Genomic DNA, 13620 nt, shown 5'->3' with positions numbered 1-13620 from the left:
GTCCTGCTGTTTGATTAATAAAAGAAGGAGCCTTTACAGGTTCTTTCTGAGCATTTGTCTCTAGTCCTGTTGCAATTACAGTAATCGTACATTCATCTGGTGAAGCTTCATCGTACATAGCACCAAATATAATGTTTGCACTCTCACCAGCTAACTCTTGTACATATGTTGCTGCTTCATTTGCTTCAATCAAGCTAATATCGCCAGATATATTAATGATAACATGAGATGCACCTTCAATTGTTGTTTCTAGTAATGGACTTGTAATTGCTTGTTTTACAGCATCAAGACATTTGTCATCACCATGTCCAACACCAATACCGATATGAGCTACTCCCTTATCCTTCATTACCGTTTGAACATCGGCAAAATCCAGATTAATTAAACCAGGTACATTAATAAGGTCTGTAATACCTTGTACACCTTGTTGAAGTACTTCATCCGCTTTTCTAAGTGCGTCTGGCATTGTTGTTCTACGATCAACAATTTCAAGCAATTTATCATTTGGAATAACGATTAATGTATCAACATTTTCTTTTAAGCGTTCAATTCCCGATACTGCGTTGTTCATTCTTGCTTTCGCTTCAAATCTAAATGGTTTTGTCACAATACCAACTGTAAGTATTCCTAATTCTTTTGCTATCTGTGCTACTACAGGTGCTGCACCAGTACCTGTTCCTCCACCCATACCACAAGTAACGAAAACCATATCTGCGCCTTTTATAATCTCTGTTAAATCTTCTCTATTCTCTTCCGCAGCTTTTGCACCTACTTCAGGTTGTGCACCAGCACCAAGCCCTTTTGTAAGTTTTTCTCCAATTTGCAAACATGTAGGAGCTTTACAAGTTTTCAAATGTTGATTATCCGTATTCACACAGATAAATTCAACTCCTATTATATTCTCTTCTATCATTCTATTAACCGCATTATTTCCAGCACCACCAACTCCAATAACAAGTATTTTAGCGGTTGCATCCGATTCGTTAGTCCTTATTTCAAGCAAGGTACTTCCTCCTTTTTACTTATATCAAATTTTATAAACCAAATCACTCCCCGAAGTGACCTTGTGTTTTGTAAAAACATCTTCATGCTCTTACAATAGGTGTAAAATTATTTACAATGATAACATCATAACTATCTTATATAATATCTTTTATCAATTAAATAATCAACCCTAATTTAAAAGATTTTTATTTCGAAACTTCAAAATAGGTCTTATTTCCTATTGTGAAGTTTTCCATATGTAAAACCCCCTTCTTTCCTGTAATACTTGGCAGCATATTCTGTAGCTCTGCAATTTGTTCATCATACATGTCCTTTTCACCTAAAAGAATCTTAATATCACCACTATATAATATCACTTCATCATTTGATTGAAAGTGTATCGTATCAACATCAATTTCATACTTATGTATCAGTCTTGTCAAATCCTTAACAACGCCAAATAACTTGTCCTTTTGTATTGTAAGCTTTTCTGTCAATATCATTTTCTTGAATGTCAATCCTGTTACAATTGGAATTCCTTCATATTGTTCACTCGAACTATCAACAAGAATGCCATCTTTGTCAAAATACATATAATCTCCAAGATATTTAATACAGCCAAAAATTGCTTTTTCATATACATGAACTTTTACTGTATTAATACTAGTAAGTTCAACATCCATATATTCTATAAGCGGAACTTTTTTCGGTTCTCCATATTTGTATTTCAAAAAAAGAAGGATGCTGTTATTATACTGTGTATCCGATAGTAATATGTCTTTAATCTCCTCTTGTGAATACCGTTCACTTCCAATTATGTTGATATCTTTAATTCGGCTTACCTGCAGAAACACAGCTAGTCCAATTGCCAACAATACAAATGCCAGCAATATAACTTTAATCTTTATTCCTTTTTTCTGCTTTTGGACATTTCTCATTCTTTGTCACCATCTTCTTTGTAATTCTAAAGTTTATACTGCTGTCATACGTCATTTTGCTATATTCTTTGGATAACCTCTCCCTCACAACACCATTTTGTCTTGCATGGAAGAGGTGTGTATTGTTTAAGTTTCTTCTATATAATTAATTGTTGCTCCAAGCGTCTGCAAGTCTCTACAGATATCTTCATAACCTCTTAATATATATTCTATGGAATGAATGTCTGTTGTTCCTTTTGCAATCATTCCCGCAATAACTAGTGCTGCACCTCCACGTAATTCGTGTGCTTTAACGGAAGCTCCATGTAAAGAAGCAACACCTCTTATTATTGCAATTTTACCTTCCACTTCTATATTAGCACCCATCTTTACAAGATCTTTAACTACTTTATATCTCGCTTCAAATATATTCTCAATCAGTATACTATTGCCCTTCGCAATTGTTAATGCTGCCATAACTGGCGACTGTAAATCAGTAGGAAAGCCTGGATATGGTCTCGTTCTTAGCAAATCATATGCTTTAGGCTTTGATTTTTGTGTAACTACAATTCCCTCCGGGCTACTCTGTGTGATGCAGCCCATTCTATTAATTACTTCAATTACCTCCTCTAGATATGTCTCTACTGCGCCACGTAAAATTACTTTTCCACCTGTAGCTGCTACTGCAGCCATATACGTACCTGTAACAATTCTATCCGCTTTCACTGTGTATTCACAATCATGTAGTGAATCCACTCCTTGAATTACAATTGTTTCAGTACCAACCCCTTCAATCTTAGCACCCATGCAAATCAAAAACTCGCATAGTTCCTCTATTTCAGGTTCTTTTGCCGCATTTGAAATAATTGTTGTTCCTTCTGCTAATACTGCAGCTAGCAATATATTCTCAGTTGCACCTACACTAGGAAAATCCAGTTTTATTTCACTTCCTAGTAACTTTGTAGCCATACATGTAAGAAGATCATTCGCCTCAATAATTTCTGCATTCAAGCGTTTTAGTCCCTTAACATGCAAATCAACTGGCCTAGCACCTATTGTGCAGCCGCCTGGATATGAAATAGTAACAAAATGCTGTCTCCCTAGTAATGGACCAAGTAGTATAATAGAAGATCGCATTCTCGCTACATATTCATCGGGTATTCGATAGTTATTCAGTTGTGAGGCATCTACAATCACGGTAGAACCTTCTTTTTTTACGTTACAACCTATGCTATCTAATATACGAATCATACATTGCACATCACTAATATCCGGGCAATGATGAATTGTCGTAACACCACTATGCAAAACACTGGCAGCCAAAATAGGAAGTACCGCATTTTTTGACCCTTGAACTTCAATATCACCGTAAAGCTTCTTGCCTCCAGTAACCTGAATATAAGTCACAGCGCACACCCCTAACAGTCCATAAATATAATATATTATATGACTTATTAAAATATGTGTGCTAATTTTAAAATGCTTCCTTATCTTTCTGTTCTAATCTGATTAGAAACACTTAGCGCAATACCAATCTCAGCCAGTAACACGGATACCGAAGTACCTCCATAACTAATGAAAGGTAGCGGAATTCCTGTTGATGGAATGGAATTCGATACAACCGCTATATTAAGAATAACCTGTATCGCAATATGCGCCAAAACTCCAACCGCAATTAATCCTCCAAACAAATCTGGTGCGTTAATTGCTATAATAAACAATCTCCATAACAGCAAAACAAAAAGTAGAATAACTGCAATTGCGCCAAACAAGCCTAGTTCCTCACATATAATTGTAAAAATCATATCATTATGTGCCTCTGGGATAAACCCTAATTTTTGCATACTTTGACCTAGACCCGTTCCAAAGATACCACCTGATGCAATCGCGAATAACCCTTGTAAAATCTGATACCCCTTTGGATGTGATTCAACATTTCTCCAAACATCAACACGTTCACTTCGATAACCAACTCCAAATACATAAGCAGAGCCGACTGCAATACAAAGCACACCAACAATTATAAAGTACATTTTCTTTCTACTAGCTACAAAACAAATAGAAACCAATATGCCTGCAATTACAATCGCTGTACTAAGATTCTCTTTCGCTATTAATGCCAATAATGGTGCCATATAAAGTGCTATACGAAAAAAACCCGTGATTTTATCTAGCCTTCTTGGCGCTAGATTAACCATATATGCCACAAACAGTATCGTGGCTACTTTAGATAAGTCAGATGGCTGGAAGGATATAAACCCAAGATCAATCCACCTTTTTGCACCTTTAACATCTCTACCAACTATAAGTACTGCTATTTGTAATGCCAACGCTACTATGTAAATCAAAGATACTACCCTCACCTTTACTATTTGTAATTTTAAAACGAATATACGGTAATCAATTTTAGATATAATTAACATCGCTATAATTCCAAGCACTACTGCGAACCCCTGTTGCTTTACAAAATGAGCAGAATCTCCGCTAAACATTCTTTGTGCATTAAAGGAACTTGTGCTATAAATCATAACAAGCCCAAAACAAACAAGAAATAAGGTTAGAAATAGTAAACTATAATCGTAGTAACTATGCCTTTTCTTCTTTTGCGCCGTCCTCCTACTTTCACTTCTTGTCACTTTCTATCTCCCCTGCCTTTCTTGTTTCAAGTTTTTTAGTACAAAACACACAAACTACTCTTCTATCTTATGAACCAATTCCTTGAACACATTTCCTCTTTGCTCATAATTTTTAAACATACCCCAACTTGCACAAGCTGGTGATAGCAAAACTGCTTCTCCTGACTTTGCTTCTTTCACACAGAAAGCAACTGCCTCTTCAAGTGTCTCCGCAAAAACATAGTCTGTAAATCCAACTTCTTTTGCTGTATCAGCAATCTTTTCTTTTGTTTGACCTATTAATACTAACTTCTTAACCTTTCCATCAAACGCTTGAATCCACTCTGTAAAGTCTGAATCCTTATCATATCCACCACCAATTAGCAATGTCGGTGTTGTCATAGACTCAATCCCTTTTATTGCTGCATCAGGGTTTGTTCCTTTTGAGTCATTATAGTATTTTACGCCCCTCTTTGTTGCAACATACTCTATTCTATGCTCTACCGCTTCAAATGAGCAGATTGCTTTCTTTATATATTCCATCGGAACATCCATAGAAATTGCAATTGCAATACCTGCCATGATATTCTCATAATTATGTTTTCCAATTAATCGAAGTTCGTGAATATTACAGATATTTGTCTCTATTCCATCAAAACGACTATAGATTTCTTCACCTTTTAGATAGATTCCTTCTTCCAGTTCTCTAACAGAACTAAAGTACACAACTCTTACATTAAGTCTCTTTCCAATCCCTCTAAGTATCTCATCTTCATAATTGAGCACACAGGTATCGTATGGTGTCTGATTTTTTGTTACATTCACTTTTGCTTCTATGTAGTTCTCCATCGTATGATGACGATTTAAATGATCTGGAGTGATATTTAATATCGCACTAACCGATGGTCTGAATTCTTCAATCGTTTCTAGTTGAAAACTACTCACTTCTGCTACTGTTACCGAATCTTCTCTTGTCTCTTCCACAAGATTTGTATACGGAATACCAATATTGCCAACAACAAACACATTTTCAAAATATGCCTTCATAATAGACCCAACAAGTGCCGTTGTTGTTGTTTTTCCATTTGTACCCGTTATCGCAACTACATTTCCTTTCTCAAACTGATACGCCAACTCTATTTCTCCCCAAATAGGAACACCTGTTGCTCTTATCCTGTTAATCATAGGCAGATCCGTAGGAACACCAGGACTAACAACCGTAAGATCTAACGTAGCAATCAAATCCTCTGTAAGCTCTCCTGTTACAATGGTTACATTCTGCACATCATCAAGACGCTTCTTTAGTGCTTCAACATCTAATTCTGTATTTGAATCAAATAAGATAATATTAGACTTTGCCTGCTTCAATAGATTTGCCGCTGCAATGCCACTTATTCCTGTTCCAACTACTAATACAACTTTATTTTCCAATTCCATGTTTATCCTCCCTATAGTTATAACCAATTATTGAAGAATGCGTTCTCTTCACTCTTATATCGCCCAAAAGGCTGTAATACAAAGTATCGCCGTTATAATTGAGAAAACAGTCACAACCCTTGTTTCTGACCAACCACATAATTCAAAATGGTGGTGGATTGGTGCCATTTTGAATATTCTCTTACCACCTGTTACTTTAAAGTACATCACTTGAATCATAACAGATAATATCTCAACTAGATAAATCAATGCCACAAGAATAATAAACAATGGCATTCGTAGTACGCATGCTGTAGAAGCAACGAAACCGCCTAACGCTAGCGAACCTGTATCTCCCATAAAAACCTTTGCAGGATATAGGTTATATCCCAGAAAACCTAGTAAACTTCCTACCACTGCAAGGATAATCGGATTAATTCCACTATTTGCACCAATCGGAGCAATTATTGTTACTACTGCAAAAAATGTTGCAATTAGTATTGTCACACTTGTTTCTAGTCCATCGAGACCATCTGTGAAATTCGAACCATTCACAGTACCTAGCATTACAACAAAAAACATCGGAATGTACATCCATGACATATCAACTAACTTTCCACCTGAAAACGGAATTAATATTGCCGTACCGACATCTGTAAAATTCATAATATAGTATTCAAACACTGCCGTTACGATTAACTGCCCTAACATCTTTTGCCATGCTTTCAATCCCAAATTGCGTTTCATAACAATTTTAATATAATCATCTAAAAATCCAATCAAGCCATATCCTAATGTAACAAAAAGAATTGGGATAATGTTTGGATAGTCTTTAATATAGAATAAGCAAGTAAGTACAATACTTACTAATATAATAATTCCTCCCATAGTAGGAGTACCTGATTTTTTCTGATGTGATTGTGGACCTTCGCCACGAATGTACTGCCCTAATTTAAGTTTCTTTAAAAACGGAATTACAATGGGGCATAGTACAATCGTGATTGCAAACGATATCAACAATGGTAATACTACTTTAAAATCCATGTCATTCACCTCATATTTTCATACGTACTTTGCGTCTTATAACGATCAGCAAACCCGCCCAACCTATAATTATAGTCTAATCAAGATATAGAATCAAGTCACTATTTTTGTTAACTGTTTCGCCACATAAAGGAAACTGTTCAGCAACTGTATCTCCATCTCCTATATAGTATACTTCACCGAATTCATAAACTTTAATCAACTCATTTGCCTCTTCTTTCGATTTTCCCAAAAAATTTGGCACTGTAATACTACCAATATCATATTCTTTTATCTCTTGCTCTGTATAACTCTCTTCAATTCCTAGATATGGCAACACATTATCAAACACTTCTGAAATAACAGGTGCGGCGATTGTACCACCATAGTAGATTCCAACCGGCTCATCAATCAATATAATTGCAATAACTTGCGGATTATCTGCTGGCGCAAATCCCATGAATGAAGAGATGTATTTTCCTGTACCTCTAGGAAGTTTTTCTGAAGTAGCTGTCTTTCCACCAATTCGAAAACCTGGCAAATAAGCACGAATACCACTTCCATCAGAAACTACCGCTTCTAGCAAGCTCTTCATTGTATCTGATGTCTCCTTTGATACTGCCCCATCACTTACATCATATTTTAGCGTTTGAACATTTCCTGTTTCTGGATTTGTAATTGTTACTCCAAAATGTGGCGTTATCAATGTTCCACCATTTACAATTGCACTTGCTGCTCTTAATAATTGCAGCGGTGTAATTTGAAACGATTGACCAAATGATATTGTCGCTAATTCTACCGCGCCAATGTTCTCTACTTTATGCATAATGGAATTTGCTTCCCCTGGAACATCAATTCCTGTTCTGTTAAACAAGCCAAGATTCTTGAAATGTTTATACATATTTGTTACTCCAACCCTTGCACCAAGCTCAATAAAAACAGGATTACAAGAGTTCTTTATACCATCTACAAATGTTTCTGCGCCATGTCCGCCTACTTTATGACATCGAATCTTTCTATCTTCTACTATCTTGTATCCCGGACAGTAAAAATTATCAGTAAGTTTAACAACGCCTTCTTCCAAGGCAGCAGCCGCCGTAACTGTTTTAAATGTAGATCCTGGTTCATATGTATCACTAATACATGCATTTCTCCACATCTCATTAAGAAGATTGCTCTTCTCACTATCTGTTAATGTTGCTACTTGAGATTCATCTTTATCAATCAATGTATATGGTGAATTCAAATCAAATTCCGGATAATTCACCATTGCATAGATTTCACCATTTTGTGGATTCATCAAAATCATCTTCACACTTTTTGCTTGCTTCTCTTCCATAACTTTCTTTGCAGCCTGTTCACAATATTGTTGCATATTCACATCCAAACTAAGAGTCAGATTATTTCCTGCAATCGGCTCAATTCGATCTTCTGCCGCATTCTCAATTTCAAGACCTTGTGCAGTTGTTAACGTCAAGATTGTACCATCAATTCCTTGCAGATAATCATCATATTCAACTTCCAAACCGATGATACCCTGATTATCACTACCTGTGAATCCAATTACTTTCGAAGCAAGTGAGCTATACGGATAAAATCGTTTATAATCTTCATCAACCATAACACCATCTAAGTCATAATTTCTAATCTTATCTGCTGTCTCTTTATCAACGTTAGCCTTTATTCTTTCTATAGAAGAAACTTTCTCAACACGTTTTCTTATCTTATCTTCGCTCATGCCAAGCGTTTCTGAAAGTAGCTTTATAACAGTCTCTTTGTCTTTAATCTGGCTATGAATAACGGATATTGTACATACAGGTTTATTGGAAGCTATCTCAATTCCATTTCTGTCATATATAATCCCTCTTTCCGCCTTGATTGGTCGTTCTCTTTCGTGTAACTGCTTCGCCCTCACGCCATAGTAATCTGCTTGATATATCATAATATAGGTAAGTCTTATAACAAGAAGGCATGCAATAATTATAATAATTGCGAGTATAATTAATATATTCCTACGATTATAGGTTCGATTTGTTGCCATGAATAAACCTCTATTTGTTATTAATTCATTGTATTACCAATCTTTATAGGTTATTCCTTATTCTACTGGCTCGTTACCCGTATTATCTTGCGTTTTCTTTGAATCCAAAATATCTTTTATCTTATTATTTACTTCTTCATCAAAAAGCTTATAGTTTTCACCATCATCTTCGTCTGTAGTTTCATCATTTGAATTTGTATCATTTGTATTTGCATCATTATCATCTGATGTTCCATCTTCTTGGTTTCCAGCTTGTGTATCATCTTGTTGTACGTCGTCTTGCTGCGTATCGTCTGATTGTGTTGCATCTGTTTTATCATCATCATCTAAAGTAATACCATCACTTGATTTTAGTATTCCTAAAAATGGTAGAATCTCATTTAAAATATCATGTGTCAATTGCTGCGCATATGTACTTTGTGCTTGATCCTCATCATTTACTTCATCTACAATTGTATAGATTATATATTGTGGATTATCATATGGAAAATATCCAAGAAATGAAACTAAATATACTCCATCTTCACCGGTATGTTTTTCCGCTGTTCCTGTCTTACCACCAATTTGATAGCCTTTAATTGCAACTGTCTTTGCCGTTCCACTCTCAACTGTGTTATAGAGATATCTTCTTAGCAAATCACTTGTTTTCGTACTAATTACCTGCTTTGATAATACTGCATTTTTATTCTCTACTGTAGCACCATCTGCATTTTTTATTTTATTAACTAAATGTGGTGTATAGTAATATCCACCATTCACGGTTGCCGAAAACGCGGATGCCATCTGAACCATAGTAACTGTAAGACCTTGACCAAAGGAAGTCGTTGCAAGTTCCAGCGGATTCAACTGCTCTTCCGTAAATACTTGACCTATCTCCTCACCAGGCAAATCGATTCCTGTCTTTCTTCCAAATCCATAATTAAATTGGTATTTTGCCATTAAGCTACGTCCCATTTTAGCTACAATCTGCATCATTGCATCATTACATGATTTCATAATTGCTTCTTCAATGGTAATGTCTCCATGTCCACTACGACTTACACAACGGATCGGTTTTATCCCTTCTACTACAACCTGTTTACCATCACAGATATAATGATCTCCATCTTTTATAATATCTTCATCAAGTGCTGCCGCCATAACAAACGGTTTGAACGTAGAACCCGGCTCATAGTTTTGCGAAATCGCAAAGTTCTTCCATATGCCATACAATGCATCTAATCGCTCTTGTTCTGTCATTGCTTCAATTTCGCTCTTTGTATAGTAATCATCTAAATTATATGGATCATTCAAATCATATTGTTTATCCGATGCCATTGCAATAATTTCACCAGTATTCGCATTCATTACCATAACAGCACTGTTCTTCGCTCCGATATTTTTCATGAATTTAGTAATATGCTTTTCAACAATCTGTTGAATATTCAAATCAATCGTTGACACAATCGTATCTCCATCAACCGCTGGCTTTACTGTTCTTTCTAGGTTTAGCTCTGCATCGAAATATCCATATTCTCTTCCATTTGTTCCATTCAGATATGTATTATAGGTTTGTTCTAGTCCCCAGTTTCCTACGTTACCAGCAGAAGTAAATCCGATAATATCGCTGGCAGCAGAATTGTTTGGATAGATTCTTTTATATTCCTCCTCAAACCAAACACCTTGTATCTTACTATCCTTTTCCTTCATAGCTGCTTCAAACTCTTTGATTTCACTATACTCCAACTGCTTTAACATAACAGTATATTGATTCGTAGGCTTTTCAATAAGTATTTTATTCAACTCCTCGTATTCCAAATCAAAATACGTAGTTAATGCTTGCAATGTCGGTTCACGATATGGTGTTGTCTCTTCCCCATTCACTTTCTTTATTTCTAAGATTGTTTTTGGGTCAAGAATAAGATTATATACTTTAATAGAAGTCGCAAGAACTGTTCCATTTCGGTCTACGATATCACCTCTTTTGTAAGGTATTACACTACTACTATATGTCTGTTGTGATAATACTTTTTTTGAATACTTATCTCCATCTTCATTCCTTAAATATGTTAGTCTCGCTATCAACGCTATCATCAATAGCAAAACAACACCAAACACAAGCAAAGTTTTTGCCTGCATTTGGTGTGTAAATTTTTTTATTTTTTTCTCTTTTACTCTATCTCTTCTACTCATAAACGTCACCTACTTAGCATCTTCATCGCTTGGAATTTCTCCGAACTGTTTCACGTAATCGCTCTTGCTACTTTCATATTTAATCACTTGATCTTCTGTAGGAAATACCATTCCTAATTCTTTCGTAGCAATTTTATAAACATAACTCAAATCATATGTTCTTGAAATCTCTTCTAACGCAGCATTGTTATCTTTCTTCATAGTTACAACTTGACTTTCCATTGCTGCTATGCTTTTGCTTAGTGCCGTTATATCTTCCTGTACTTGTACATATTGCAAACACACATAGAAAGTAACTGCCACCGCTGCTACAAGCAAAATCAGCGACACACCGTCCATCGTTCTTGTTTGTTCTTTTCTACGATGTTCGGCTCTTTCTCTACGCTTTCGTTCTTGATATGTCTGCTCTTTTCTTCTTCTCTCTTCTGCATAATCATAGTCATCATCGTAATCATAATCACTATTATCTGCATAATCTGGGACAGCATGCAATTTTCTTGCATTAGTTCCATCAATGTAGTTTTCTCTTTGATAGTACTTGTCTTGCACGTTTTTACTTTTTCTCACTTGTTGTCGTGCCATTGTCCAATCTCCTCCCCAGATTTATTTAGTAACAAAACTATTTGCTACTATACTCGCTCAAACACCCTCAATTTCGAACTCTTTGATCTCTTATTCTCTTCAATCTCTTCGTCTGTTGGAACAATTGGTTTCCTTGTTACAGCTTTCCCCTTTGGCTTTTTACCACATACACAAACCGGAAAACTTGGTGGACATGTACAAGGATTCTCATTGTTGCGATAAATGCTTTTTACGATTCGATCTTCTAACGAATGAAATGTTATAATACTTATTCTTCCTTCCGGATTCAACAATTCAATCATATCGTTTAATGTATCATTAAGTACTTCAAGTTCTTTATTTAGTTCAATTCTTATTGCTTGAAATGTCTTCTTAGCAGGATGACCTGTATTCATTCTAACTTTCATAGGTATCGCTGCCTTTATTACTTCTATCAACTCATCTGTTGTCTCTAATGGTTTTTCTTCTCTTGCTCTTACAATGTGTTTCGCAATATTCTTTGCGAATTTATCTTCCCCGTAATCACGAATAATTCGATATAAATCAAATTCGCTGTAATCATTCACAATATCTTTTGCTGTTTGATCATTTCTTTGATCCATACGCATATCAAGAGGAGCATTCTCACGGTATGTAAATCCTCTCTCTGCAGTATCTAACTGATACGAAGAAACGCCCAAATCAAGTACGATTCCATCAACCTTTTCTATTCCTAGTTCTTGTAGCACTTGACGCATATTGCAATAATTACTTCTTACAATTGTTACTTTGTCTGAGAATTCCTTCAATCTCTCTGTTGCTGCCTCAATTGCTGCCGCATCCTGATCAATTCCAATGAATCTCCCTTTTTCACCAAGGCGTTTGCAGACTTCATAAGCATGTCCACCACCACCTAATGTTCCATCAACATAGATGCCGTCTGGTTTCATGTTTAAACCATCAATTGTCTCTTCTAATAGCACAGACTTATGCTTAAATTCCATTCTTCGACCTCCCATCGTTGATATGTGTATTTTCTCTCTCATTTAGTGTTTCCGTATATTTGAACGGATATCCGCTTTTTTACGCTCTAAAAACTTAATCCGAACTCTGACATATGTTCTGCAATCTCATCCATGTTTTCATAGGTATTATTGCTTTCCCAACGTTCTTTACTCCAAATTTCTATCTTATTAAGCACACCGACTAATACTAATTCTTTATCTAGCCCTGCATGTTCACGTAATTTTTGTGGTATAAGAAATCTTCCTTGCTTGTCTACTTCACACGCAGCAGCCCCAGCCATAAAGTAACGTTGCAACTGTCTTGCTTCTTTACTTCCTGGAAGTCCTTTTAATTCGTTCACGAAGCTTGCCCACTCATCATTAGGGTATACAAATAAACACCCATCAAGTCCAAGAGTTAAAACGAACTCATCTCCGAGTTCTTCTCTGAATTTGGCCGGAATAATTACTCTGCCCTTGGCATCCACTGTATGATTATGTTCACCCATAAACATAAAATCACCACTTTTCCTCCACTTCGTGACACTTCGCACCACTTTGCACCACTTAAACTGTATTTTATAACATTTCGGCGACTTTATCAAGCTTTTCCACAAACAAAAAGGCGACAAATTATGGTATCATAATTTGTCGCCTTTTGTATTGCACTATATATTGTGCATATTTATTAAATTTTAATGTAAGATACTATATATAGACTTTTTAGGTAATTAGTCCTATGTCTTTAGTCCTAGTCCTCTTTACGTTTTCGTCTGTATAGTGCAATGTGTTTATACAAGAGCAGACAGGCTGCAACCACTGCTATTATAACAGATATCAGTTCAGATACTGGGATTTTTGTCCCCCACAACAGTAGTTGATCTGTA

Annotated in this window: 11 protein-coding genes; all 11 read right to left on the bottom strand. The window is 35.8% G+C overall.

Annotation, left to right across the window (positions count from 1 at the left end; genetic code table 11):
• Positions 1 to 1003 (bottom strand): cell division protein FtsZ (gene ftsZ / locus RMR19_RS21285; RefSeq protein ID WP_310605520.1); only part of this gene is annotated, 1003 nt, incomplete at its 3' end.
• A gap of 187 nt (positions 1004 to 1190) precedes the next feature.
• A complete protein-coding gene (locus tag RMR19_RS21280) occupies positions 1191 to 1922 on the bottom strand; it encodes a cell division protein FtsQ/DivIB (RefSeq protein ID WP_310605519.1) in 732 nt (243 codons plus the stop codon).
• A 126-nt stretch (positions 1923 to 2048) separates the two neighbouring features.
• Positions 2049 to 3308 carry a UDP-N-acetylglucosamine 1-carboxyvinyltransferase gene (gene murA, locus RMR19_RS21275; protein ID WP_310605518.1) on the bottom strand — a complete coding sequence of 420 codons (1260 nt, stop codon included), beginning with the start codon at positions 3306 to 3308 and terminating at the stop codon, positions 2049 to 2051.
• Between the two features lie 80 nt (positions 3309 to 3388).
• Positions 3389 to 4537: an FtsW/RodA/SpoVE family cell cycle protein gene (locus RMR19_RS21270; protein ID WP_310605517.1), complete on the bottom strand. Its 1149-nt coding sequence runs from the start codon at positions 4535 to 4537 to the stop codon at positions 3389 to 3391.
• Between the two features lie 54 nt (positions 4538 to 4591).
• The gene (gene murD / locus RMR19_RS21265; protein ID WP_310605516.1) at positions 4592 to 5953 is read right to left on the bottom strand and encodes a UDP-N-acetylmuramoyl-L-alanine--D-glutamate ligase; all 1362 of its coding nucleotides are present in this window, start codon (positions 5951 to 5953) and stop codon (positions 4592 to 4594) included.
• A 54-nt stretch (positions 5954 to 6007) separates the two neighbouring features.
• Complete coding sequence (gene mraY / locus RMR19_RS21260; protein ID WP_310605515.1) at positions 6008 to 6976, bottom strand: phospho-N-acetylmuramoyl-pentapeptide-transferase; 969 nt, start codon at positions 6974 to 6976, stop codon at positions 6008 to 6010.
• Positions 6977 to 7052: 76 nt separating this feature from the next.
• A complete protein-coding gene (locus RMR19_RS21255; RefSeq protein WP_310605514.1) occupies positions 7053 to 8996 on the bottom strand; it encodes a penicillin-binding transpeptidase domain-containing protein in 1944 nt (647 codons plus the stop codon).
• 57 nt (positions 8997 to 9053) lie between these two features.
• Positions 9054 to 11168: a peptidoglycan D,D-transpeptidase FtsI family protein gene (locus RMR19_RS21250; protein ID WP_310605513.1), complete on the bottom strand. Its 2115-nt coding sequence runs from the start codon at positions 11166 to 11168 to the stop codon at positions 9054 to 9056.
• A gap of 9 nt (positions 11169 to 11177) precedes the next feature.
• Entirely contained in the window at positions 11178 to 11750 is a 573-nt protein-coding gene (locus RMR19_RS21245) for a septum formation initiator family protein (RefSeq protein WP_310605512.1), read from the bottom strand.
• Between the two features lie 47 nt (positions 11751 to 11797).
• On the bottom strand, positions 11798 to 12733 hold the full coding sequence (gene rsmH, locus RMR19_RS21240) for a 16S rRNA (cytosine(1402)-N(4))-methyltransferase RsmH (RefSeq protein WP_310605511.1): 936 nt from the start codon (positions 12731 to 12733) through the stop codon (positions 11798 to 11800).
• An 86-nt stretch (positions 12734 to 12819) separates the two neighbouring features.
• Positions 12820 to 13248 (bottom strand): division/cell wall cluster transcriptional repressor MraZ, encoded by a 429-nt coding sequence (gene mraZ, locus RMR19_RS21235; RefSeq protein WP_310605510.1) that lies wholly within the window; start codon positions 13246 to 13248, stop codon positions 12820 to 12822.
• Between the last annotated feature and the right edge of the window lie 372 nt (positions 13249 to 13620).

It is taken from the genome of Anaerosporobacter sp., assembly GCF_031551385.1.
In the GTDB taxonomy this organism is placed as follows: Bacteria; Bacillota; Clostridia; order Lachnospirales; family Lachnospiraceae; genus Anaerosporobacter.
This window is presented reverse-complemented; position numbering and strand designations above follow the sequence as displayed.

Bases quoted from the DNA above. Each gene is read 5' to 3' on its own strand.
- RMR19_RS21280 (WP_310605519.1), bottom strand. From the start codon at position 1,922: ATGAGAAATGTCCAAAAGCAGAAAAAAGGAATAAAGATTAAAGTTATA.
- murD (WP_310605516.1), bottom strand. From the start codon at position 5,953: ATGGAATTGGAAAATAAAGTTGTATTAGTAGTTGGAACAGGAATAAGT.
- mraY (WP_310605515.1), bottom strand. From the start codon at position 6,976: ATGGATTTTAAAGTAGTATTACCATTGTTGATATCGTTTGCAATCACG.
- RMR19_RS21255 (WP_310605514.1), bottom strand. From the start codon at position 8,996: ATGGCAACAAATCGAACCTATAATCGTAGGAATATATTAATTATACTC.
- RMR19_RS21250 (WP_310605513.1), bottom strand. From the start codon at position 11,168: ATGAGTAGAAGAGATAGAGTAAAAGAGAAAAAAATAAAAAAATTTACA.
- RMR19_RS21245 (WP_310605512.1), bottom strand. From the start codon at position 11,750: ATGGCACGACAACAAGTGAGAAAAAGTAAAAACGTGCAAGACAAGTAC.
- rsmH (WP_310605511.1), bottom strand. From the start codon at position 12,733: ATGGAATTTAAGCATAAGTCTGTGCTATTAGAAGAGACAATTGATGGT.
- mraZ (WP_310605510.1), bottom strand. From the start codon at position 13,248: ATGTTTATGGGTGAACATAATCATACAGTGGATGCCAAGGGCAGAGTA.